This window comes from Lelliottia sp. RD5 (assembly GCF_056032945.1).
Map to the genome: position 1 here is coordinate 226762 of NZ_JBVYHQ010000004.1, position 22477 is coordinate 249238.

20 protein-coding genes and 1 tRNA gene are annotated in these 22477 nt (G+C 50.9%); 12 read left to right on the plus strand and 9 right to left on the minus strand.

The window, feature by feature from the left end; translation table 11 throughout:
* Positions 1–84: 84 nt before the first annotated feature.
* From cysS to AC0LWE_RS15215, 3 genes are all read left to right on the plus strand, one after another.
* Entirely contained in the window at positions 85–1470 is a 1386-nt protein-coding gene (cysS, locus tag AC0LWE_RS15205; RefSeq protein WP_059177962.1) for a cysteine--tRNA ligase, read from the plus strand.
* Between the two features lie 267 nt (positions 1471–1737).
* Positions 1738–2364: a hypothetical protein gene (locus AC0LWE_RS15210; protein WP_202667255.1), complete on the plus strand. Its 627-nt coding sequence runs from the start codon at positions 1738–1740 to the stop codon at positions 2362–2364.
* Positions 2365–2680: 316 nt separating this feature from the next.
* Positions 2681–5041 carry an FKBP-type peptidyl-prolyl cis-trans isomerase gene (locus AC0LWE_RS15215; RefSeq protein WP_219346938.1) on the plus strand — a complete coding sequence of 787 codons (2361 nt, stop codon included), beginning with the start codon at positions 2681–2683 and terminating at the stop codon, positions 5039–5041.
* 39 nt (positions 5042–5080) lie between these two features.
* Here the strand turns inward: AC0LWE_RS15215 and malI are convergent, their stop codons facing one another.
* The 4 genes from malI to folD all read right to left on the minus strand — a co-directional run bounded on the left by malI (position 5081) and on the right by folD (position 8999).
* The gene (malI, locus tag AC0LWE_RS15220; protein WP_059177965.1) at positions 5081–6097 is read right to left on the minus strand and encodes a Mal regulon transcriptional regulator MalI; all 1017 of its coding nucleotides are present in this window, start codon (positions 6095–6097) and stop codon (positions 5081–5083) included.
* Between the two features lie 84 nt (positions 6098–6181).
* Positions 6182–7681, minus strand: coding sequence for a PTS transporter subunit EIIC (locus AC0LWE_RS15225; protein WP_059177966.1), 1500 nt, complete (start codon positions 7679–7681; stop codon positions 6182–6184).
* 237 nt (positions 7682–7918) lie between these two features.
* Positions 7919–8131, minus strand: coding sequence for a ribosome-associated protein YbcJ (gene ybcJ, locus AC0LWE_RS15230; RefSeq protein WP_059177967.1), 213 nt, complete (start codon positions 8129–8131; stop codon positions 7919–7921).
* A 1-nt stretch (position 8132) separates the two neighbouring features.
* A complete protein-coding gene (gene folD / locus AC0LWE_RS15235; RefSeq protein WP_012016390.1) occupies positions 8133–8999 on the minus strand; it encodes a bifunctional methylenetetrahydrofolate dehydrogenase/methenyltetrahydrofolate cyclohydrolase FolD in 867 nt (288 codons plus the stop codon).
* Between the two features lie 318 nt (positions 9000–9317).
* On the opposite strand from folD, the gene fimA reads away from it, so the two are divergent.
* The 6 genes from fimA to sfmF all read left to right on the plus strand — a co-directional run bounded on the left by fimA (position 9318) and on the right by sfmF (position 15340).
* Positions 9318–9881, plus strand: coding sequence for a type 1 fimbrial major subunit FimA (gene fimA / locus AC0LWE_RS15240; protein WP_059177968.1), 564 nt, complete (start codon positions 9318–9320; stop codon positions 9879–9881).
* Positions 9882–9944: 63 nt separating this feature from the next.
* Entirely contained in the window at positions 9945–10490 is a 546-nt protein-coding gene (gene fimI, locus AC0LWE_RS15245) for a type 1 fimbrial protein subunit FimI (RefSeq protein ID WP_202665282.1), read from the plus strand.
* Between the two features lie 41 nt (positions 10491–10531).
* Positions 10532–11224, plus strand: a complete 693-nt coding sequence (fimC, locus tag AC0LWE_RS15250; RefSeq protein WP_204772816.1) for a type 1 fimbria chaperone FimC — start codon at positions 10532–10534, stop codon at positions 11222–11224.
* A 14-nt stretch (positions 11225–11238) separates the two neighbouring features.
* Positions 11239–13806 (plus strand): fimbrial biogenesis usher protein, encoded by a 2568-nt coding sequence (locus AC0LWE_RS15255; protein ID WP_219346936.1) that lies wholly within the window; start codon positions 11239–11241, stop codon positions 13804–13806.
* Positions 13799–14806 (plus strand): type 1 fimbria D-mannose specific adhesin FimH, encoded by a 1008-nt coding sequence (gene fimH / locus AC0LWE_RS15260; protein WP_131486775.1) that lies wholly within the window; start codon positions 13799–13801, stop codon positions 14804–14806. Before AC0LWE_RS15255 ends, fimH begins: the two co-directional genes overlap by 8 nt.
* 18 nt (positions 14807–14824) lie before the next feature.
* Positions 14825–15340, plus strand: a complete 516-nt coding sequence (gene sfmF / locus AC0LWE_RS15265) for a fimbria assembly protein (RefSeq protein ID WP_255210198.1) — start codon at positions 14825–14827, stop codon at positions 15338–15340.
* Positions 15341–15390: 50 nt separating this feature from the next.
* On the opposite strand, the gene fimZ is transcribed toward sfmF, so the two are convergent.
* The 3 genes from fimZ to AC0LWE_RS15280 all read right to left on the minus strand — a co-directional run bounded on the left by fimZ (position 15391) and on the right by AC0LWE_RS15280 (position 18274).
* Positions 15391–16023 carry a fimbria biosynthesis transcriptional regulator FimZ gene (gene fimZ, locus AC0LWE_RS15270; RefSeq protein WP_059177973.1) on the minus strand — a complete coding sequence of 211 codons (633 nt, stop codon included), beginning with the start codon at positions 16021–16023 and terminating at the stop codon, positions 15391–15393.
* A 779-nt stretch (positions 16024–16802) separates the two neighbouring features.
* Positions 16803–17528 (minus strand): helix-turn-helix transcriptional regulator, encoded by a 726-nt coding sequence (locus AC0LWE_RS15275; RefSeq protein WP_202694258.1) that lies wholly within the window; start codon positions 17526–17528, stop codon positions 16803–16805.
* A gap of 26 nt (positions 17529–17554) precedes the next feature.
* Positions 17555–18274 carry an EAL domain-containing protein gene (locus AC0LWE_RS15280; protein ID WP_234593714.1) on the minus strand — a complete coding sequence of 240 codons (720 nt, stop codon included), beginning with the start codon at positions 18272–18274 and terminating at the stop codon, positions 17555–17557.
* A 287-nt stretch (positions 18275–18561) separates the two neighbouring features.
* Between AC0LWE_RS15280 and AC0LWE_RS15285 the strand changes: the two genes are divergently transcribed.
* The 3 genes from AC0LWE_RS15285 (at position 18562) to AC0LWE_RS15295 (ending at position 19358) form a co-directional block, all read left to right on the plus strand.
* Positions 18562–18638: transfer RNA gene (locus AC0LWE_RS15285), tRNA-Arg, on the plus strand.
* A 206-nt stretch (positions 18639–18844) separates the two neighbouring features.
* Positions 18845–19120: a DUF1471 family periplasmic protein YahO gene (gene yahO, locus AC0LWE_RS15290; protein ID WP_059177975.1), complete on the plus strand. Its 276-nt coding sequence runs from the start codon at positions 18845–18847 to the stop codon at positions 19118–19120.
* Between the two features lie 28 nt (positions 19121–19148).
* Positions 19149–19358 carry a hypothetical protein gene (locus AC0LWE_RS15295; RefSeq protein WP_219346932.1) on the plus strand — a complete coding sequence of 70 codons (210 nt, stop codon included), beginning with the start codon at positions 19149–19151 and terminating at the stop codon, positions 19356–19358.
* A 167-nt stretch (positions 19359–19525) separates the two neighbouring features.
* On the opposite strand, the gene AC0LWE_RS15300 is transcribed toward AC0LWE_RS15295, so the two are convergent.
* Complete coding sequence (locus tag AC0LWE_RS15300) at positions 19526–20338, minus strand: EAL domain-containing protein (RefSeq protein ID WP_234593715.1); 813 nt, start codon at positions 20336–20338, stop codon at positions 19526–19528.
* Between the two features lie 134 nt (positions 20339–20472).
* Positions 20473–22413, minus strand: a complete 1941-nt coding sequence (locus AC0LWE_RS15305; protein ID WP_280637747.1) for a methyl-accepting chemotaxis protein — start codon at positions 22411–22413, stop codon at positions 20473–20475.
* Positions 22414–22477 lie beyond the last annotated feature (64 nt).

Sequence of the window (22477 nt, forward strand, 5' to 3'; positions counted from 1 at the left end):
ACCTTGCATTGCGTGCTGATCCTATCCCGAATTATAGGTATTATACGGTCTTTACGATCCACACACGTTTACATGGAATCTTTGATGTTAAAAATCTTTAATACTCTGACGCGCCAAAAAGAGGAATTCAAACCTATTCATGCCGGGGAAGTCGGCATGTACGTGTGTGGTATTACCGTCTACGATCTCTGTCACATTGGTCATGGCCGTACCTTCGTCTCATTTGACGTGGTCTCTCGCTACCTGCGTTTCTTAGGTTACACCCTGAAGTACGTCCGTAATATCACCGATATTGATGATAAAATTATTAAACGTGCGAATGAGAATGGTGAAAGCTTTGTCGCGCTGGTGGATCGCATGATCGCCGAAATGCACAAAGATTTTGATGCATTAAATATTCTGCGTCCGGACAGCGAACCACGTGCGACTCACCATATTCATGAAATTATCGAGATCACCGAAAAGCTCATTGAGCGCGGTCATGCGTATGTGGCCAGCAACGGCGACGTGATGTTCTCCGTTCCCACCGATCCGAGCTACGGTCAGCTTTCTCGTCAGGATCTTGAGCAACTGCAGGCCGGCGCGCGCGTCGATGTCGTCGACGTCAAACGCAACCCGATGGACTTTGTGCTGTGGAAGATGTCTAAAGAAGGTGAGCCGAGCTGGCCGTCGCCGTGGGGCGAAGGGCGTCCAGGCTGGCACATTGAGTGCTCAGCAATGAACTGCAAACAGTTAGGTAACCATTTCGATATCCACGGTGGCGGTTCTGACCTGATGTTCCCACATCATGAAAACGAAATTGCTCAGTCTACTTGCGCACACGGCGGCGAGTACGTTAATTACTGGATGCACTCAGGTATGGTGATGGTCGATCGCGAGAAGATGTCCAAATCGCTGGATAACTTCTTCACCGTGCGTGACGTGCTGAAATATTACGATGCCGAAACCGTGCGTTATTTCTTGATGTCCGGCCACTATCGTAGTCAGTTGAACTACAGCGAAGAGAACCTGAAACAGGCTCGCTCTGCGCTGGAACGCCTGTATATTGCGGTGCGTGGTACTGACAAATCCGTCGCGCCTGCGGGCGGTGACGCTTTCGAAGCACGTTTCATTGAAGTCATGAACGATGATTTCAACACGCCTGAAGCCTACTCTGTGCTGTTTGACATGGCGCGTGAGATTAACCGTCTGAAGGTTGAAGATGTGACGGCGGCGAATGCGTTGGCTTCCCATCTGCGTAAGCTTGCAGCGGTGCTGGGGCTGTTGGAACAAGATCCAGAAACCTTCTTGCAAAGCGGTGCGCAGAATGACGGCGACGAAGTGGCCGAAATCGAAGCGTTAATCACTGCACGTCTTGAAGCGCGTCAGGCGAAAGACTGGGCGGCAGCAGATGCCGCACGTAATCGTCTCACGGAAATGGGGATCGTTCTGGAAGATGGGCCGCAGGGTACTATCTGGCGTCGTAAATAATTTTGTTCTGCCCGGCGGCGCAATGCTTGCCGGGCAATTTCCCTTCAACATGACTCTGCCTAAACCGCCCGTTCACCGCGTCTCCTGCTCCGTAAAGTAACGTTCCTATTTTTGACTAAAAAAACGCGTAATATTGATCAGGAAAATATTAATTTTAATGATGAATTGTTGACGGTTTTTATAAGATTTATTTTAAGGGATTAATGGGATTGTATGATTTTGGATAGGGGCTTGAGTTATATAGGACATTATTGTTAGTGTCCTTTTTTGGACAACAAACAAGGTTTAGTTGATAATGTCGGGGATTGTTTACGCAATCTTATTCATCCTATAATGCAGCGCTTTCCATTCCAGAAAATGTTAGGCGTGCAGTTTTGTTATGTGATCCAGAATGGATTTTATGAGGGTAATATTGTGACTTTGTTTGACAAACTCAATAACTGTGCGGGAAAGCCTTTTTTAGCGTTAGTTGCGATTTCAACGATTTTGGTGGTAACGGGTTGTCAGAGTAAACCGACAAGTAAAGTGACCCCTGCCAGTAAATCCGCTCAGGCGGTCTCAAGCTCCGTACCCGCGCAGGGTGGCTCAACTAACACGACGATCAAGCCAGCGGAAGCGCCTGTTGAAATGGCGTCTGAAAGCGCTGTGACTAACTGCCAGCGCGAGCTAACCGCCTTATCAAAAATCAACGGCCGTTTGTACGTTCAAAAAAAGGCAGCTTTTGATGATTTATTAGCAAGTGCATCAGTGTACGCCTCTGTTCGCGGGGATATTGCTTCGCAAACCAAAGATACGATGGATGCGCTTTTTAAATACCGAACCCAAAAACTGTGTAGCGATATACAGCAAACAGTGCAACAAGCACTTATAAGTCGTGGAGAAAATTTTAAATGAGTGCGTTCAGCATGAAGCCTCTTTTTTTTTTGTATTACCCGCTTTAATCATTAGCACCGTCACTTCACCCACTCAGGCGAGTGATAATGGAGAGACAATAAAATCGCTGGATTCAATAACGGCTCAATCCAGCGACATTCCCGCTATATTATTTGCAGCGCCCGCTACACCTCCGGAATCTTCCCCGATTCCGGAGGAACAGCATCATAAAGCGCCGGCAAAAAAGATCGCTCGTCTTCGGTTACAAACTCCACAATCACAACAGAACACGGCTAATGCTGAACTTTCTGCGCTGAAAGCTGAGCAAGAAAAAGCGATGGCTGAGCTGAAAGCAAAATACAGCGCCGAGCAAGAGCGCAGTGAGAAAGCAATCGCGGATGCCCGGAACGCGCTGGCAGACAGCGAAAAACAGCGCAGCGCTTTGCAGGCACAATACCAGGATGCGACCCAGCAACTTGACGATGCCACGAAGAAAATGGCGTCGCTTATGAATGCCGGTGCTGATAAAGAGGGCGCGGTCGCACAGCTGAACAAATCGCTGACGGAAAGCCAGAGCCGTGCCAAAGAGATGCTTAAGCAGATCAGCGATCTCAAGCAAGAGCAGGACAAGCAGACCAAAGCCCTGGCGGCGACGCAGAAATCCCTTTCCGACAGCGAAAAACAGCGCGCGGAACAACAGAATACCTCCCAGAAAACAGCCCAGCAGCTAAGCGATAAGACCCGTGAACTTGCGGCGCTCGGCACGAGTCTTTCCGCCAGCGAAGCGAAACTTGCGCAGCTGCAAAAGTCGCTAGATGGCAATCAAAATGAATCCTCCGCGCAGAATAAAAAAATGGCCGCGTTAACGGCGGAGATGGGCGTAAAAGAGAAAGCCATTGCGGACGCCCGTGACGCGCTGGCAGACAGCGAAAAACAGCGCAGCGCCTTGCAGGCACAATACCAGGATGCCACTCAGCAACTTGACGATGCCACGAAGAAAATGGCGTCGCTCATGAACGCCGGTGCAGATAAAGAGGGCACGGTTGCGCAGCTGAACAAATCGCTGACGGAAAGCCAGGGCCGTGCCAAAGAGATGCTTAAGCAGATCAGCGATCTCAAGCAAGAGCAGGACAAGCAGACCAAAGCCCTGGCGGCGACACAGAAATCCCTTTCCGACAGCGAAAAACAGCGCGCGGAACAACAGAATACCTCCCAGAAAACGACCCAGCAGCTAAGCGATAAGACCCGCGAGCTTGCGGCGCTCGGTACGAATCTTTCAGCCAGTGAAGCGAAACTTGCGCAGCTGCAAAAGTCGCTTGATGGCAATCAAAATGAAGCCTCCGCGCAGAATAAAAAAATGGCCGCGTTAACGGCAGAGATGGGCGTAAAAGAGAAAGCAATTGCCGATGCGCGTGACGCGCTGGCAGACAGCGAAAAACAGCGCACCGCCTTGCAGGCAAAATACCAGGATGCGACCCGGCAACTTGACGATGCCACGAAGAAAATGGCGTCGCTTATGAATGCCGGTGCTGATAAAGAGGGCGCGGTCGCGCAGCTGAACAAATCGCTGACGGAAAGCCAGAGTCGCGCCAAAGAGATGCTTAAACAGATAAGCGATCTCAAGCAAGAGCAGGACAAGCAGACCAAAGCCCTGGCGGCGACACAGAAATCTCTTTCCGACAGCGAGAAGCAGCGCGCGGAATTACAGAATACCTCCCAGAAAACGACCCAGCAGCTAAGCGATAAGACCCGCGAGCTTGCGGCGCTCGGTGCGAATCTTTCAGCCAGTGAAGCGAAACTTGCTCAGTTGCAAAAGTCGCTTGATGGCAATCAAAAGCGCGCTTTAGATCAGGATGAGAAAGTGGCCTCGTTAGCCGCCGAAAACAGTCTGAAAGAAAAAGCGATTGCGGATGCCCAGAAAGCGCTGACGGACAATGAGAATCAGCGAAATGAGCTGAAGAAGAAATGGGATGATGCCAGTTCCAAATTGGACGATCAGGATAAACAGCTGGCGTCTCTGCGCAGCGAGCTCAAAGCCGCATCTACAGGAGCCCCAACACCGCAGACAAAAGAAGATGTGCGGGCCTATTCATTGGGGGCGTTCTGGGGACAAGAAGTGCTGAGTTCCCTGAATAAAATGGAAGCGGAAGGCCTCACTCTCTCGCGTCAGCATGTGGCGAATGGGGTCGCCGATTTCTTGCAGGGCAAGTTCAAAATACCAAAAGAAAAAATGGTCGCTTCGCTCAAAGAGATGGATACCGAAGTTTCCACGCATCCTACGGAAGCCAAAAAAGAGGTGTCCGGAGATAAAGGCCAGAATTATATGACTACCTTCAGCAAGCAGCCCGGCGCTAAGAAAGCCGAAATGGGCTATTACTACCGTGTAATGGAGAAGGGTAAGGGCAAAATTAATAAAACAGATACCGTTGCGATTGTGGTGAAGGAAAGTCTCGCAGGCGGCAAAGTCGTAAAAGACATGAGCAAAATGGGTAAAGCCTTGGTTCTGCCGCTGGATAAATTCCCGCCGCTATTCCAGTCCGCCATTATGAAAATGAATAAACTGGGTCGGCTCCAGATGGTTGTGCCACCAGAGCTTGCATACGGTGAGGAGGGGAGTGCGCCTGATATCCCACCAAATGCGACGATGGTTTATGAAATTCAGGTTGTGAATGTGAATCCGGATTTAAAAACACATTAAAAAAAGAAGAAGATGCGCCCTCAGTATGGGCGCATTTTTTTAGGCTGATTCCCGCGCGATCAGTTGCCCCGACAGCGTTATTCGCTGCGTTTGAAGTTCCGGCTCTTTCAGCTTCCGAATCATGAGCCCTGCCGCCTGGCGGCCCGTCTCTTCACTGGCGGAAGAAACATAGGTGAATGACGGCGAGGTGAGATTCACATGTAACATATCTTCAAACCCTACCAGAGCAACCTGCTGCGTCAGGAACACATCCTTTCCGACGGTGCGCCCTACCTGATGAATGCCTGAAATCGAACCTATCATCGCATCGGGTGAATGACACAGTAGTGCTGTAATGGTGTTGTTCTTATCCAGCAACTGACGGGTAATAAAACCGGCCGCCTGCGTATCATCGCTACACACAGGTGCGGATTCCTCTCGATTCACCAGGCCGTACTGCGTCATCGCACTGCGAAACCCTAAAAGACGTTGCTCACGAATGAGACATCCCTCACGACCGCCGATATAGGCGATATTACGGTGACCACGTTCAATCAGATAACGCGTGGCCAGATTCGCTGCCTGACGATTGTCACGCATCACCAGATTGCAGGGCTCATTCAGTAAAGACTGTGAGACCACTACCAAGGGAAGCAGGCATTCACGGATCTGTTTCGGTAGAGTGGGCGTTCGCGTGTCGGAGGAGAGATAAATGACGCCAGCAACGCCCTGTTGTTTAAACGAAAGCAGACAGCGCTCAAGATGTTCATGATCGTTCAGCGGCTGTCCGAGGAAAACCATAAAGCCTTGCTTTTCCAGTTCCTGGACGATGCTCGCCATCACTTTGATGGAAAAGCTGTCGCTGAAATCGCGGAGAATCAGGCCGATAAGATTGGAGGTGTTGGCGCGAAGGTTGGCAGCGGCGACGTTATGAACATAGCCAAGCGTGGTGATGGCAGCGTGGACCTTCTCAATCGTTGCCTCTGAGATTTTCCCCTTCTGACGTAAAACCAGTGAGACGGTTGAAACCGAAACACCCGCCAGTTTTGCAACATCAATTATGCTGACTTTCTTCAAACCCGCTCCCTGAAATTTCTCGATTATCAGCCTGATATGACAACGTCCCCCAGAGTACAGGAGACGTGTCAGCCAGACATCTTATTATTTACCGATCATCGTGGACATGGTCTGGGCAATAAATTGTGCTCTGGCACCAAAAATCACCTGGATACCGTTGTCACCCACAAACACCACGCCGCGTGCCCCTAAGCCGTTAAGGCCATCCTTATCCACCGCATCGCTTTTCGCTACTTCCAGGCGCAGACGCGTGATACAGGATCCGACAGAGTTAATATTCTGCGCGCCACCCAGCAGGCCGATAATATCAGTCGCAATTTCGCTATCGGTTTTATCGTCTGTTGTCGCGGTTGCTTCCGTACGGCCCGGCGTTTTGACATCAAAACGGCGGATGACGAAGCGGAAGGTGAAGTAGTAAATCAGCGCCATCGGAACACCGATAATAATCGCGCTCAGGAAGTTTGTCTGATAACCGTTAAACGACGGGAGAATGCCAAACGACAGGTAGTCGATAAAGCCCGCAGAGAACGATTTGGCAATGTGCGCATGCAACAGATACATGGTCATGTACGCCAGGCCCGCCATGATGGCGTTAAAGACGTAAAGGATTGGCGCCACGAAGATAAAGGTGAACTCTACCGGCTCGGTGATCCCTGTCAGGAAACAGGTTAGCGCGGCGGAGAACAGAATACCGGCAGCGATTTTTTTGTTTTTGGTATGCGCTTCGTGATACATCGCCAGACAGGCCGCAGGCAGCGCGAACAGCATCAGCGGGAATTCACCCTGCATGAATTTACCGGCATCCTGATAGGTATCGCTACTAAAGGATTTAACGCCTTCTTCCAGCATTTTGAACCAGATTGTCTGATCGCCATGGATAACCTGGCCTGCCTGCGTGGTGTAATCCCCAAATGAATACCAGAATGAGGGATACCAGATGTGATGGAGGCCCAGCGGAATTAATGCGCGTTCTACCAGACCAAAAATAAAGGTCGATGCCGCCTGATTATCGCCGTTAACAATGACTGACAGCGCGTCAATACCAGACTGAATATGCTGCCAGACGTACGGCAGCAGCAGACCCAGAATAAATGACAGGAAGGCCGTCGCAATCGCGACAAAACGCTTACCGGAGAAGAAGCCCAGGAATTCTGGCAACTGCAACGTGTGGAAGCGGTTATAACACCACGCGGCAAGAATACCGCAAATAAGGCCGCCAAAAACGCCCATTTGCAGCGTCGGAATGCCGACCACCATGGCGTATTTTCCGCCTGATGAGGCCATCTCTGGCGTGATGCTCAGAACCGTACCAATGGTGATGTTGGTAACAAACACCGACACCGCGGCGGACAGTGCAGCAATCCCGGACTCCGATGCCAGACCCACAGCGGAACCGATCGCAAAGAGCATCGGCAAGTTATCAAAAATGACGCCGCCTGCGTTCATCATCAGCGGCATATGGAATTTATCACCGAAGGCCAGTAACAAACCCGCGGCAGGAAGAAGTGAAATTGGCAGCATTAACGCGCGACCAATCATCGATAATTTTGACAACGATTTAACAAACCCTGATATCAGACTCATGCTGATTTCCCCCGAGAAGCGCTTTTATTGGCGCTGTTATTGTAAGTAGAACGTTTTAGTAGAACGTTCTACTTATCGTGAGAGAAGCGTGAATTTTGCGCAACTTAATTTTCACATTTCAACAAACGAAATAGTGATTATTTGAAGTCGATCGATAATTAGCCGTGATGGATTCAGGGGGATCTGGCGTTATTTGAAGAGAATCCCTCTCCAGGCAGGAGAGGGTTGTTCGGGGGATTACGCTGTAACGGTGATGCTCTGGCTGGCGAAACTCACTGTTTGACCCGCGATAATTTTGCAGCGTTTACGGGTTTCCACTTTGCCATCGACTTTGACCAGCCCGTCAGCGATGAAAATTTTTGCCTGCGCGCCGCTTTCGCTCCAGCCTTCCAGCTTGAGGAGATCGCACAGTTCTACGTGTGGGTGTTTACCTAATGAAAATGTGGTCATCTTACGCTTCCTCTACATCGTGGTACTCTTCGCATGCCTGCAAAGTATTTTGAATCAGGGTCGCTACGGTCATAGGACCGACACCGCCCGGAACGGGGGTAATGTAAGACGCGCGCGCGGCGGCGTCTTCATACACGACATCGCCAACGACTTTGCCGTTTTCCAGGCGATTAATCCCCACGTCCACAACGATCGCGCCTTCTTTAATCCATTCGCCAGGAATAAAGCCCGGTTTACCGACCGCAACAATCAGCAGGTCAGCATTTTCGACGTGCTGGCGCAGGTTTTTGGTAAACCGATGGGTGACCGTCGTCGTACAGCCTGCCAGCAGCAGCTCCATACTCATCGGACGGCCAACGATGTTGGACGCGCCAATCACCACGGCGTTCAGCCCGTAAGTGTCGATGTTATAGCGCTCCAGCAACGTCACGATGCCGCGCGGGGTGCACGGACGCAGACGCGGGGCACGCTGACACAGGCGGCCAACGTTATACGGATGGAAACCGTCCACGTCTTTATCCGGTGCGATGCGTTCCAGCACTTTCACATTATCGATGCCTGCAGGGAGCGGCAACTGCACCAGAATGCCGTCGATAACCTCATCGGCATTCAGCGTATCAATCAGCTCAAGCAGTTCTGCCTCGGTGGTCGTTTCCGGCAAATCATAAGAGCGAGAGACAAAACCGACCTCTTCACATGCTTTGCGTTTGCTGCCGACATAAATTTGTGATGCCGGGTTGCTACCCACCAGCACGACAGCCAACCCAGGAGCGCGTTTTCCGGCCGCTGTACGCGCCTTCACTTTTACCGCGACCTCAGAGCGTACCTGCTGCGCAATCGTTTTACCGTCAATAATCTTTGCTGCCATCAGAGAGAAGATTCCGTCTGTAACGTTTAAAGGGGGGGATTGCCTATATTTTGTCAGAAGCGGGCGCTGCTGTCAGTCACCCATTGCGAGATTTCCGCAATCAGCCTCGGGGCGCAGCATTACCCCTGCGCTTTGATGGGTCTTTTCCTAAGGCAAATTAGGATGTGACCTGGCTCAATCGCAGTGTTTTGACCTGTTTTACTTTTCACCCATACGCTACTTTGTCTCTTCCAAAATACACTTTCAATTACGCAATTGAATGTCTTTTTTATTCCCGATTTACGCGGGAAGGGCTTTTTACATTTCAAAGGAATAGATATGAAATTCAGCAATATTGCTTCTTCCGTTATTGCTTCGCTGGTATTCGTTGCGGGTGCGGTGCATGCAGAAGATCCTGTGCCGCCGGTTTCCGTTAATGGCGGTACCGTGCATTTTAAAGGTGAATTAGTTAACGCCGCGTGCGCAGTGAATACTGAATCCGCCGATCAGATTGTTAATTTGGGCCAGTACCGTACGGCTAAATTTACGAAAGTGGGCGACACCACCTCTAATATTCCTTTCAACATTGAACTGAATGATTGCGATCCAGACGTGGCGAAAACGGCATCTGTGGCCTTCACGGGGCAAATCGATCCGACAGATAAAACGCTGCTGGCCATCACTTCAGGCAGCAATGACAACACCGCACAAGGCGTGGGCATTGAAATCCTCGATAGCCAATCCAGCACACTGACCCCTGATGGCGCAACGTTCTCTGCAGCGAAAGCGCTGATCGAAGGCACCAACACCCTGAACTTTACCGCCCGCTATAAATCTACTGCGGCAACGACCGCACCAGGCCAGGCAAACGCCGATGCCACCTTCGTGATGAAATACGAATAACCCTGCTTTCAGGGACGATCTGGCCTCAGGGAAGAGGCCTGTTCTTCGATTTGAGGGTCGGGTATGACCAGATTAAGGCTCCTTTTACTGCTGCTTTTGTCTGCGGTGACGCCTGTGATGGCGCATACCGTGGTGGTGGATGGCGGAAAAGTGCATATGAAAGGCGAGCTGGTGAACGGGGGTTGCGCCGTCGCGCCCGATAGCCAAAACCTGCGTATCGAAATGGGGCAATACCGCACCAACTCATTTGCCGGTGTGGGCAGTTTTTCGACGGTCAATGTGCCCTTTATCCTGCGGTTGGTGGAGTGCAGCGTCGACGTCTCGCGCACGGTAGGCGTCATGTTTGAGGGCGTCACGCCCGCTGAGGATCCGCAAGTCTTTCTGGCGACCTCTCAACCCGGCGAAAGCCGCGTCAGTAGCGGTGTGGGGCTGGCATTATTTGATTCGCAACAGCGGCAGATTATCCCCAATGCGGCGGCTAGTAACTGGCGGCCAATAGATTCTTCTGAGCTGGACTTACATTTCAGCGCACGCTATCGGGTTATTTCTGAACATCTTGTGCCAGGCAATATCCAGTCGGATGTCTGGTTCGCGTTGATTTATCCCTAACGGCATACACCTGCGAACATAATATTAAAGGTATTGTTGTGATGAACTCCCTGAATAAACCCGGATTCATTTTATCGATTATTTTGATGATGGTTTCTCTGTCCGTAGAGGCTTCTGGTGGGATCGCGTTGGGTGCAACGCGCGTGATATATCCGGCGGATGCCAGACAAACGTCACTGGCGATTACGAACAGCAATAAGCAAGAACGGTATTTAATTAACGCGTGGATAGAAAACGATCGCGGGCAAAAAGAAAAAACCTTTGCCGTCACGCCGCCGCTGTTTGTGAGTGAGCCTGACAGCGAAAACACGCTGCGCATTATTTACGCGGGCCCACCGCTGGCAACCGATCGCGAATCCCTGTTTTTCATGAACGTAAAAGCCATTCCTTCGGTGAATAAAGCGAATCTGGAGGGAAAAAACGTTCTGCAACTGGCGATCCTGTCGCGGATAAAGCTTTTCGTGCGCCCCAAAAATCTGGCGATGCAGCCGGAAGAGGCCCTTTCGCAGCTGAAGTTTGAGCGTGCTGGAAACCACCTCAAAGTCAGCAACCCCTCGCCGTATTACATCACGCTGGTCAATCTTCAACTGGGCGGACAGAAGCTTGAAAATCTGATGATCGCTCCGAAAAACGCTGCACAGCAGGTTCTTCCTGCAGGCGTCAGCGGCACGCTTTCCTGGCAGAGCGTGAATGATTACGGTGCCATCACGCCGGCGCGTCGCGTCGCACTGTGAGCAGAGTCAGGGCGATGAACATTCCACGATGGCGTTACTGCCCGTGCGCGCTGGCGTTGGCGGCAGTTCTCTTTCCACAAGCGGGATGGAGCGAAAGCTATTTCAACCCGGGGTTTTTATCCGACGACACTGCCGGTGTGGCGGATTTGTCTCGCTTTGAGCAAGGGCATCAACAGGCACCGGGTATTTACCGTGTGGATATCTGGCGCAACGAGGAGTTTATCGGCACGCAGGATGTGCGTTTTGAGACGGACGAGAAAAGCACGGCTCCCGTGGCGGGTGGGCTTTCGCCCTGTATCACGCGTGGGATGCTTGACCGCTTGGGCGTGAATATCAATGCGTTTCCGGAACTCGCCCAGACGACGGACGATACCTGTATTCCACTTGCGACGGCCATTCCAGGCAGCGAAATCGGATTCAATTTTGCCTCTCTGCGCCTCAACATCAGTTTGCCGCAGGTGGCGATGCATAACAGCGCGCGCGGCTATATTCCCCCTGAGCAGTGGGACGAGGGCATCCCGGCGATCCTGCTGAACTACAGCTTTAGCGGAAACAAGGGCAATGACGATGACAACAGCTACTACCTCAATCTGCAAACTGGCCTGAATTATGGCGCCTGGCGTCTGCGAAACACCGGCGCATGGCGCGCCACGCAAAGCAATGGAAATAGCCATCGCGAGTGGCAAAACATCGGGACGTCGGTGGAACGTACGGTCATTCCGCTCAAAAGCGAGCTGGTCTTGGGTGACAGCAATAGCGGCAATGATGTTTTCGACAGCATGGGATTCCGTGGTTTGCGGCTCTTTTCGTCTGACAGTATGTACCCGGACAGCATGCAGGGTTACGCCCCGACCGTGCGCGGCATCGCCAGAACGCCTGCAAAAGTGGTGATACGCCAGAACGGTTACGTGATTTATCAAAGCTACGTGCAGCCGGGGGCGTTTGCCATCAGCGATCTGAACCCGACGTCATCAAGCGGCGATCTCGACGTGACGATTGAAGAGAAAGACGGTAATCCACAACGCTATACCGTTCCGTATTCCACCGTGCCGTTATTACAGCGTGAAGGTCGGGTGAAATACGATCTGGTGGCTGGCGACTATCGCAGCGGCAACAGCGAGCAGGAGACGCCATTCTTCACCCAGGGCACGCTGATTACGGGGCTTGCCAACGGCTATACGCTGTATGGGGGTACGCAACTGGCATCACGCTACACCGCGCTCGCGATAGGTGCGGGGAAAAACCTCGGCGACTGGGGCGCCGTTTCAGTCGATTTAACTCATGCTCGCAGCCAACTGGCCGATGACAGCCGTCACGAAGGGCAGTCCTTGCGTTTCCTTTATGCGAAATCGTTGAACGACTTTGGCACCAACTTCCAGCTGCTGGGCTATCGCTACTCGACAAAAGGATTTTACACGCTTGATGACGTGGCGTGGAAATCTATGGAAGGCTATCAGTACAGCGATACCAAAGACGACAACGGCGTACCCGACGTCCAGAGCTATCACAATCTGACATGGAATAAAAAAGGACGATTTCAGCTCAACATCTCTCAATCATTGGGAGATTACGGTTCAGTTTACGTCTCAGGCAGCGAGCAAACGTACTGGGGAACCAGCGATTCCAGCGTCTGGTATCAGCTGGGCTACGCCGGTGGAGTGCAGGGGGTGAGCTATTCCGTTTCGTGGTCATGGAACCAGGCAGTGGGGATAGGGGGGACGGATAAAATTGCGTCATTTAACGTCTCCGTACCGTTCAGCCTGTTTACCCGGCACGGCTATCGCCGCGACAGTGCGTTCGATCGCGCCTACGCAACCGCCTCCGCCAGCCGGAACAGCGAAGGCGACAGCAGCTGGCAAACAGGGATCAGCGGCACGCTACTGGAGGACAGAAACCTCACTTACAGTGTGACGCAGGGACATACCAGCAACAACGGTGGCAGCGGTAGCGCCAGTGCCAACTGGCAGGCGGCCTACGGTACGTTTGGTGCGGGGTACAACTACTCGCGCGAGCAGCACGATCTTAACTGGCAGATGTCTGGCGGCGTGGTAGGGCACGCGAATGGGGTGACCTTCAGTCAGCCTCTTGGCGACACCAACGTGTTGATTAAAGCGCCAGGCGCGTCGGGCGTGAATGTCGAAAACCAGACCGGGGTAAAAACGGACTGGCGCGGTTACGCGGTGATGCCTTATGCCACGGTTTATCGCTATAACCGTATTGCGCTGGACACCAACAGCATGAATACCAATACCGATATTGAAAATAACGTCAGCAGCGTCGTGCCTACTAAAGGCGCGCTGGTGCGCGCCAGCTTTGACGCGCGTATAGGCGTACGTGCGCTCTTAACCGTCATGCGCGGCAATCAGCCCGTGCCTTTTGGGGCGGTAGTACGCGAAATAGAAAGCGGTGTGACCAGCATGGTGGGCGACGACGGACAAATTTATCTGAGCGGTTTACCGCTGGCGGGGGCGTTATTAATTCAGTGGGGCAATAGTGCCAATACTCAATGCCGCGCGCCTTACGCACTGCCGGAAGAGAGCTTGCAACAGGCCATCACGCTTAAGGAGATTCGCTGTGATTAAGACCCGCTGTTTGGCGGCGGCACTGCTAGCGCTCATGCCTGCGACGCATGCGCTGGCGACCGTCTGCGTCAACCAAAACGGTGTCCCAACCGATGTGTACTATGACTTAACGGATAAATTTAACAGCTCGAATAATCAGATTGGGCAGATCGTCACGCTGGCAGAAAAATCACAGTGGGTGGGTGTGAATGCGGTCTGCCCGAAAGGGACGTCGGGGAATACGACCAAGCGCAGTTACGTCACCGATTTTCCCATTACTAGCACCATCGACAGCTACAAGTACCTGAAGCTAAATGATTATCTCGATGGCGCGATGAAAATTACCGACAGCTACGCGGGTGTTTTTTATCCTCCTCAATCTTTTATTCAGATGGGGAGTCATCCTAACGTTTCCAAAAACCAACCTTTTGGCGTTCAGGATTCAAAGCTGGTGTTTCGACTCAGAGTGACGCGGCGGTTTATCAACATGGTTGAGATCCCGCGCCAGACGATGTTTCGCGTTTACGTTACAACAACGTCAGCCGATCCGTTGACGACGCCGGTTTACACCATCAGCTACAGCGGCACGATTCAGGTGCCGCAAAGCTGCGCGATTAACGCCGGTAAAGTCGTCGAATTCGATTTTGGCGACATCGGCGCGTCACTGTTTAGTCAGGCCGGGGCGGGGAATCGCCCCCAAAATGTGAACCCCAAAACGCAAACCATCGCCATCAAATGCACCAACGTGGAGGCGAACGCGTATCTGACAATGCGCGTTGAAGCGGAAAAGGTGTCTGGAAACGCATTGATTTCTGACAACCCTGATTTAGGTTTTATCGTGGCAACGGCCAGCGGCGCGCCGCTTACGCCGAATAGCCTCATCAGCAAAATTCCGTTTCGTCTGGATGATAACGCCTCGGCGGTGGTGGGGATTAGCGCCTGGCCAGTAAGCATCACAGGGAAAAAACCGAGTGAAGGGCGCTTTCGTTCACGCGGATACCTGCGTGTGGATTACGACTAAGGGGGAATGATGCGCAAAATGATGTTACTCGCCGTAATGACCCTGTCAGGTGCCCCGATGCAGGGATCGATGGCGGCGACGCCGCTGGGTGAAATCAATATTGAACTGTACGGGAACATTGTAGATTTCACCTGCGTGGCGGAGGGTAGCGACAGTAACAAGTCGGTGACGCTGGGTACGTGGCCGACAAAGCAATTGAGCACCACGGGCAGCAGAACGCAGGCAATGCCCTTTACGCTAAAATTGACCGGCTGTCCGCCGGGGGCCGCCTCGATCACATTTACGGGAAAGGTTGATGCGCGCGATCCTCAGCTTCTTGCGCTCAATGACGCCAGTCAGGCAAGCAATGTCGCCGTAGAGATTCGCGATCACGATAAAACACGTTTGCCGCTTCAACAGGCGAGTCAGGAGATGGTTGTGGATGCGCAGGGAAATGCGGTGCTGGCGTTTTATGCCAATTACATCGCGACCGCAAATAATCCTACGCCCGGTCGCGCTGACGCGGATGCGACATTTATGATTAATTATTATTGAGCCGAACGGTACTCCCGGAAACGCGTTAATGCGGTGGGAGTACCTTTGCTTTATAGCAGCTCGTGAGCTTTAGCATAGTCGATGAGCTCGACAATCGTCTGCACGCCTAATTTCGTGTAAATATTTGACTTGTGCGCGCTAATTGTTTTATTGCTAAGTAATAATTGTTCTGCAATTTCTTTGTTAGACAACCCATTCGCCAGAAAACGTAAAACGGTCACTTCCCTGTTGGATAATGGCATATCATTTAATGCCCCTTTATGCGAGCCGTGATGGTTTATAAAGCTCAGCGTTTCATAGGGGAAGAAGGAATATCCAGAGAGCAACATCTCTACGGCGTTATAGATATCGCTGAGATCTTTCCTTTTGCTCACAAAGCCGTTTGCCCCCGCACGCATCGCGCGTCCGGCGTAAAAAGATTCTGATTTCGAAGAGAGAAAAAGAACTTTTATGTTTTCATTTAAGTTCTTGATTCTTTTTAATAAAGTAAATCCATCTGACCCCGTCATCTCAATGTCGAGGATCACCAGATCGATAGGGTAATTTCGAATGTAATCGAGCACTTCATGGCTGTCGCCGGATTTGAGTTTTACCGCGATGTTTTTATTTTTCTCTAACAGGACTTCTATCGACATTCTGACGATAGGATGTTCGTCCATAATGATAATGGATGCAGGTTTCATTTTTTATGCCTCAGGTGGTTAACACGCAATGTAAAAGCGCGGGTAAGCCGGAAGGATAATTTTGCAGATCCTTATACGGGGTATTTCCCTGGAAAAAGCGCAAGCATCCTTGTTATGTAGTAATGAAACATTTCCTCAACGTGATGGTTGAATTGAGACTTAACGGTCAGGTATTGCTATTTCTTATTTTTGTCCGGAACAGCCTTATTATACCTTGTAAGTTTTCTCCGAAAAGCCCGTAAATTAGCCTGGGCTCCTTGCTTAATATAATCTTCTGGAGAGCTAAATCGTTCATTTTAAATTCAGGCTAAATAACCATGTGTTGAAGTTAAGGTGGGTGATGATATTTATGTAATTGCAAAAAATAATACAAACGACTCAATGTTAATTTTATGTTTCTATTTTCAGCGCTTCAACGCGCATACGCACTCGCCATTCCTTAAGTGGAATTCAGCGCCTCTGCCCGTATCACACCTTCATTTGAAAGCGATTTACCCTCTTTAAGAGCATCATCACGTCATGCAGCAGAATCGGCTGTCTGCCGTCGATGCACTTATTTTTTACACCTTGAATAGTAAGGCTTTTACGCACCACTCATCTCATTAACAAATTTTGTAAAAAGTTAACTTTTGGATGAAATCTCTGATTTTCTAAGGCGGAGCAGCGTTAAACGTGGCGAGAGCGTGAATTTTAGGAATAGTTGTAATTTTTAATAAAATGTTAAATTAAGGCCTGCTTTTAATAATTATCGTAAGCCATTTCCTAAACCTCTTTAGGAATTAAAGGCTTAAAGAAGGAGGATCGGATAGCCGATGGAGAAGATGCAGTAATTCCTGACGATGGTGTAAGCCCAATTTATCCAGGATACGTCCAAGGCGATAAACAATGCGGCTATAAGGGCGCTGACGCATGAGCGCGATGTGTCGCAATGACTGCCCCTGGGACAAAAACTGCAAGATGATCCACTCTTCGCGTGAAAACCACTGGCTACGATGGGGGGAAGGCGGATTAGCAGCGATTAAAGCCTGCTGTAAGGCAGGGGCTGAAACCTGGCGTTCAAGCACCTCAAAAGGGCCGGTAGTCTTACAAAATAGACGCGTATCGTAGTCGTCTGAGCGAACCAACAAGCTGATGGGGGTAAAGGGGGGATAAAGAATCACTCGTCGCAAAGCATCGAGCATGTCCAGAAGGGACGACGATCGACCCTCTACATCAACCACCAGTCTTGCCATAGGCCAATTTTTAAGGGCATGGAATGCAGGCTCTAGCGCGTCAAAGCCGCAGCAATGACTCAATGGCGAAGGCCCATTTTGTAAACCCGTATGCAGAAAATTATCGCGTGTAACCAGAATAAGAAAGGGAGTGTCTGTTTTACGCGTCTGATTGATGGACTGACTTAGCGACACGAGGCGATCAAAAAAAGGGGGGCTGGAATGTGAATACGAGAATCCCAGCGAATCGCTTCCTTTCCGACGACGCCGATAGCGGCGTACTGTCATGCGCATAGATTCTCTCTCAGGCGAATGTCCTTTTACTGTTCAGACCAGCCCATGGAGGGCCAGTAATATCCCTGACCGAATCCCGCTCCTGCTTGCAGTGCGCACTCCCGATCCCAATGTGATTCGATACCTTCTATAAGCACATTGCTGGCGACCTGCGCACAGCGACTCACCAGCTGCGCTAATGCAGGCGTTCCCCTTTGGCGCCAGAACACAAGTTTATCGATCTTGATACCGCTTAAGGGTAAACGACAGCGTAAAAAGGCGCGGATCAGGCCGTCGTCTACGTCGTCAAGCCAGATGCGGCAGCCGCGTTCGGCGAGGATCTGCAGGCGTTGGGTCACACACGACCTTGATTCTGCTGAAAGACGTAAGAATGCGTGGGGGTCGACTATCTCAATATTTTGTCCGGCGGCCAGCAACGGCAGAACCCGTCTGAAATGTTCTGTCTCGACAAATACGGTTATCGGCAGATTAATAAAAAGGTTGTGGCTGTAGGGCGTGTTTTTTAAGGCGGTAAGTTGCGCTTCAAGCAACATAAGCGACTGATCGGCAGACTGATGCTGGAAAAATTGTTCGCTTTTTTCAGGCGAAGCGAGAAGGCTCAGCAGTTCCATGCCGACGATGCGTGATGATGTAAGGGCGACAATGGGTTCGAGTTTGATGCCAATAATTTCACGCGACACGCTGCGCAGTTTGGCAAATTTGTTCGTCGAGGGGGCTGCAAATGAGGAGGAGGCAAACGCGGTCACTGCACTGTCCTGTTATCTTCCGGGCTCCCAGGCGCCGGATTACCGCAGGCTAGTGTGCGGGTCATCTGTTTAAGAAAATACCAGGCGTTACTTAAAGAGCCTTAAGCCTTTTCGTAGTGAGATGAAATGCGAGGAAAATCGACGTAATGTTGAAAAAATAGACGTATTTACAGTGGATGTCAGAGATGCTGTTGAGAAGGCAGGCGATTGCGTTAAAAGGCATTGACTCACTTGTCATTGGCCGTATAATTCCACGCGTTTCACCCCCGCAAGTGCACGTTATCCGTGCGCCCTTAGCTCAGTTGGATAGAGCAACGGCCTTCTAAGCCGTAGGTCGTAGGTTCGAATCCTACAGGGCGTACCATGTGTTTTCTGCCATTCCTTAAGTGCTCAAAACCCTCCAGCCGCATTCAAAAAACAATACCCTTCAAGATACCGCTTCTACCGTTTTGCTATAAACGATTTCATTAAACGCCGTGGCATTTATCACGTTTCTCTACCATGCTGATTAAGCCTTGCTGCTCTTCGTGAGGATGATGTTGTTTCTTATTAATCACAAGGAATTAGGTTATGAAAAAGACGACTGCCCTTTTGTTAGGAACCGCGATCCTCTTCACCTCGAATGCCTTTGCGGCCGAGCTACTCACCCGTGAAGACTTCAAGAAAGTTGAATCCCAGTATGAAAAGATAGGTTCTGTGTCGACCTCTGGTGAGACTGCGATTGCTGATGCGAAAGAAGAGCTCATCAAAAAAGCCGATGAGAAAGGCGCGGATGTGCTGGTATTAACCTCCGGGAATACCGAAAACAAAATTCACGGCACTGCCGATATCTACAAGAAGAAGTAACCGTCTTTGCAGCCACCCAAACGACAGGGTGGCTTCAACACGCTATCTGGCGGATCTGCTCTCGCTGATCAAGGGGACGCGCAACACCAACGCCTGCAGCGGCGACAGGCGTAAATACAACGCCTTACTGAGAGTGCTGTACGACATCACCGACAACCCATTGGCGCACGCCAGCTCTGCTTCAATTTTTGCACCGCAAATAGGCGTCGCCAGGACGGCGCGCGGCTCTGGTCGGTAATCAGTAAAAACGACGAAAATCGGCTTAAAAGCCGACAGGATGAAGGGGCGGCTGACCACTTACTTTACCCTTTTCGTATCCTATCTGGATGACTCTGCGGCGTGCGGTGAACCGCGAAATCTCTTTGTCAGTATACGCTACGCATTCTATACAGCACTCGTGCACAATCAGTGCGGGGGCAGCGCCTGCGCCATCACAACGCGCATTAACTCTTGAACTGGCAGGGGTTTGCAAAAATAAAACCCCTGCATAAAGTCGATCTTTTTCGCGCGCAAATAATCCGCCTGCACTTGCGTCTCAACGCCTTCAGCGATGATTTTCAGGCGCATGTTTTTCGCCAGATCGATCAGGCTGTCCACCAGACGTGTATCATCGCTAACGCCAATCTGGCTGACGAACATTTTATCGATCTTGATAAATTCAGGGTTTAGCGCCGAAATATACGACAGGTTCGAATATCCGGTTCCAAAATCATCCAGCGCCACTGAAATATCAGAGCGTCGCAGCGCGGCAAACCAGTCGCTTAACTCCGGGGTGAAATGCAGCGGATCGCGTTCGGTTATTTCCATTACCACATGACTTTGATTGGCAGTGAACTTCTGTAAAAGCTCGCAGGTATCCACTTCAAAACTCGGGTCGAGACAGTTTTGCGCACTGATATTAATGCAAATGTAAGTGCCCACGGGAAAACGGTGGATCTGATGCTGCAGATCCGCAATGACCTGCTGGATAAGGGAGTGCGTTAGCGGAATGATGAGGTTATGTTTTTCCGCCAGAGGAATAAAAACGTCTGGCGAAACATATCCATAGGAAGGGTGTTTCCATCGGGCAAGCACTTCTACGCCAGCAATCTCGCCGGTGATACCATTGATAAAAGGCTGGTAAAAGGGCGTAATCTGCCGCTGATCAATCGCGTTTTGCAGTGTTTTTAAGGGCGAATTTGAGCCCGATTTTTTTAGCCAGGAAAAAGTGCGGGTCAAAATTGAACCCCTGCCAGCAGGTACAGAGTGGTGTTTATTCAGAATATTTTCCATGGTTCGCTTTCCTCGCACGCTCGCCAGACAACCTAAAAGAGGCCTGCCTGGCGACGTTGGGCTAAAACATCGGGCTGGGGTTAAAATTGAACCCAGTCGTTTTGATCGCGGTGGCTATCTTTTTTGACCGTGTTGAGCGCAACGACACTGCTTGCTTTGCTCATTGGTCGGCTGTCTTTACGGTGATGCGGCACGTTCGACACGCGGAAGATAGACACCACTTTTTCAAGCTGTACGGCCTGATCTTCCAGCGAACTGGCGGCAGCGGAGGATTCTTCCACCAGCGCGGCGTTCTGCTGTGTCGTCGTGTCCATCTCCGTCATTGCCTGAGCAATCTGCGCAATTCCACGGCTTTGTTCATCCGTTGCTGCGGCGATTTCACTCATGATGTCGCGCACCTGAGCGACGGATGTCTCGATTTTAGACATTGCATCACCTGCACCTTCCACCAGCGTGAATCCGGTATCGACGTGAATAACCGATTCATTGATCAGGCTTTCAATCTCTTTCGCTGACTGGGCGCTACGTTGTGCCAGGGTGCGCACTTCCGCTGCAACCACCGCAAAGCCTTTACCCTGATCGCCAGCACGGGCTGCTTCCACAGCGGCGTTCAGTGCCAGGATATTGGTCTGGAAAGCAATGCTGTTGATGACCGTCGTAATCTCAGAAATACGGTGCGAGCTGCTGCGCACGTTTTTCATCGTGTCGATCACTTTCTTAGAGATCTGGCTGCCTTCGCTCGCGTTCTGAGAGGCTTCTTCTGCCAGCATACGGGCGTGGTTAGCATTCTCGGCGTTCAGCGCCACGGTTGAGGTTAACTCTTCCATACTGGCAGCCGTTTCAACCACGGCGGCAGACTGTTGCTCGGTACGAGCCGATAAATCCATGTTGCCGGCGGCGATTTCCGTCGAGGAACGCGCCACGCTCTCAACGCCTTCTCGAACATCGTTGATGATGTTTTTCAGGTTTTCGTTCATGGTCGATACTGCCTGCATTAACAGGCCTGGCTCGTCACGGCGAGTGCTGGTGAGCGTGCTGGTGAGATCGCCCTTAGCGATAAGTTCAGCGACGCGTAAGGTTTCATTCAGCGGACGGGTAATCGATTTGGTAATGGCCAACGCCAGCAAAACGCCTAACGCGATGCCGATAGCCGCCACAATACCCATCACCATCTGCACGTTGCTGACCGTCGACACCACCATCATTTGCTGTCGGGTAAACATGTCCTGAATGACTTTTGTCAGAGTCTCTGCTTTAGTGGATAAAATGTCTGACATATCAGACTGCGCAGTCCAGAGTTGCTCATAGTTAGCCAGCTCCGCGGAGATGGTCTGCATTTCTGAAATTCCCGCCATCAGCCAGGCTTTCTGGTCTTCCGGAACAGACTCTAAAAGCTGCTGTGAATTGGTTGTTGCTGAGGTGATACGTGTCAAAATGTCCTGTCGAAGTGCAGGCGTCGGGTGCTGTTTAAAAACGGTGACCTGAGAGTCGATGTCACTGTAGATAAACGCGATCTGCGAGGCTAATAAAGCATGCTGGAGATCAAGCGTGTTGCTGCGGCCAAGTTTGTAGGCGATCTCGGAGTCCTCCGCGAGCACTTTCGTGCTGAGCTTGATTTCACTCTCTTTTTTTGCCGTCAGCGCTTTAGTAAACGGCGTCAGCGTCTCGATGTAGCTATTCACGGCATTTGACGTGTTATCGAGCATTGCCTGTCCGTCTGAGGTCCAGGAATGGCTTTGCAGGTCTTTAACAATGTCCTGCATCTGTTGCGCGGCAGCCGTTGTGTTATCCAGATACTTTTGTTCAAGCGTGTACTGGTAGTTAAAACGGTTCAAACGCACGGTGGAAAGTGCGTTAAACAGATTGGTGGTGTGACCGTTTTTTTCGACCCGATCCTGAACAGAGACAAGGCCTGTCAGACCCGATACCAGAATGGCAACGGTGACGAGTAAAACGGTCGTGAAGCCGAAGAATAATTTCTTACTGACTTTTAAGTTTACAAAGCGATTCATAATACTCATATATTTTTCCAGTATCGGGTTACACCGATAAACAGTCAATTTGCGATATATGCCGTTTTAAAAA

Bases quoted from the DNA above. Each gene is read 5' to 3' on its own strand.
- yahO (WP_059177975.1), top strand. From the start codon at position 18,845: ATGAAAAAGACGACTGCCCTTTTGTTAGGAACCGCGATCCTCTTCACC.
- AC0LWE_RS15255 (WP_219346936.1), top strand. From the start codon at position 11,239: ATGAACATTCCACGATGGCGTTACTGCCCGTGCGCGCTGGCGTTGGCG.
- sfmF (WP_255210198.1), top strand. From the start codon at position 14,825: ATGATGTTACTCGCCGTAATGACCCTGTCAGGTGCCCCGATGCAGGGA.
- AC0LWE_RS15305 (WP_280637747.1), bottom strand. From the start codon at position 22,413: ATGAGTATTATGAATCGCTTTGTAAACTTAAAAGTCAGTAAGAAATTA.
- cysS (WP_059177962.1), top strand. From the start codon at position 85: ATGTTAAAAATCTTTAATACTCTGACGCGCCAAAAAGAGGAATTCAAA.
- AC0LWE_RS15275 (WP_202694258.1), bottom strand. From the start codon at position 17,528: ATGCGCATGACAGTACGCCGCTATCGGCGTCGTCGGAAAGGAAGCGAT.
- fimZ (WP_059177973.1), bottom strand. From the start codon at position 16,023: ATGAAACCTGCATCCATTATCATTATGGACGAACATCCTATCGTCAGA.
- fimA (WP_059177968.1), top strand. From the start codon at position 9,318: ATGAAATTCAGCAATATTGCTTCTTCCGTTATTGCTTCGCTGGTATTC.
- fimC (WP_204772816.1), top strand. From the start codon at position 10,532: ATGAACTCCCTGAATAAACCCGGATTCATTTTATCGATTATTTTGATG.
- AC0LWE_RS15215 (WP_219346938.1), top strand. From the start codon at position 2,681: ATGGCTGAGCTGAAAGCAAAATACAGCGCCGAGCAAGAGCGCAGTGAG.
- ybcJ (WP_059177967.1), bottom strand. From the start codon at position 8,131: ATGACCACATTTTCATTAGGTAAACACCCACACGTAGAACTGTGCGAT.
- folD (WP_012016390.1), bottom strand. From the start codon at position 8,999: ATGGCAGCAAAGATTATTGACGGTAAAACGATTGCGCAGCAGGTACGC.
- AC0LWE_RS15225 (WP_059177966.1), bottom strand. From the start codon at position 7,681: ATGAGTCTGATATCAGGGTTTGTTAAATCGTTGTCAAAATTATCGATG.
- fimI (WP_202665282.1), top strand. From the start codon at position 9,945: ATGACCAGATTAAGGCTCCTTTTACTGCTGCTTTTGTCTGCGGTGACG.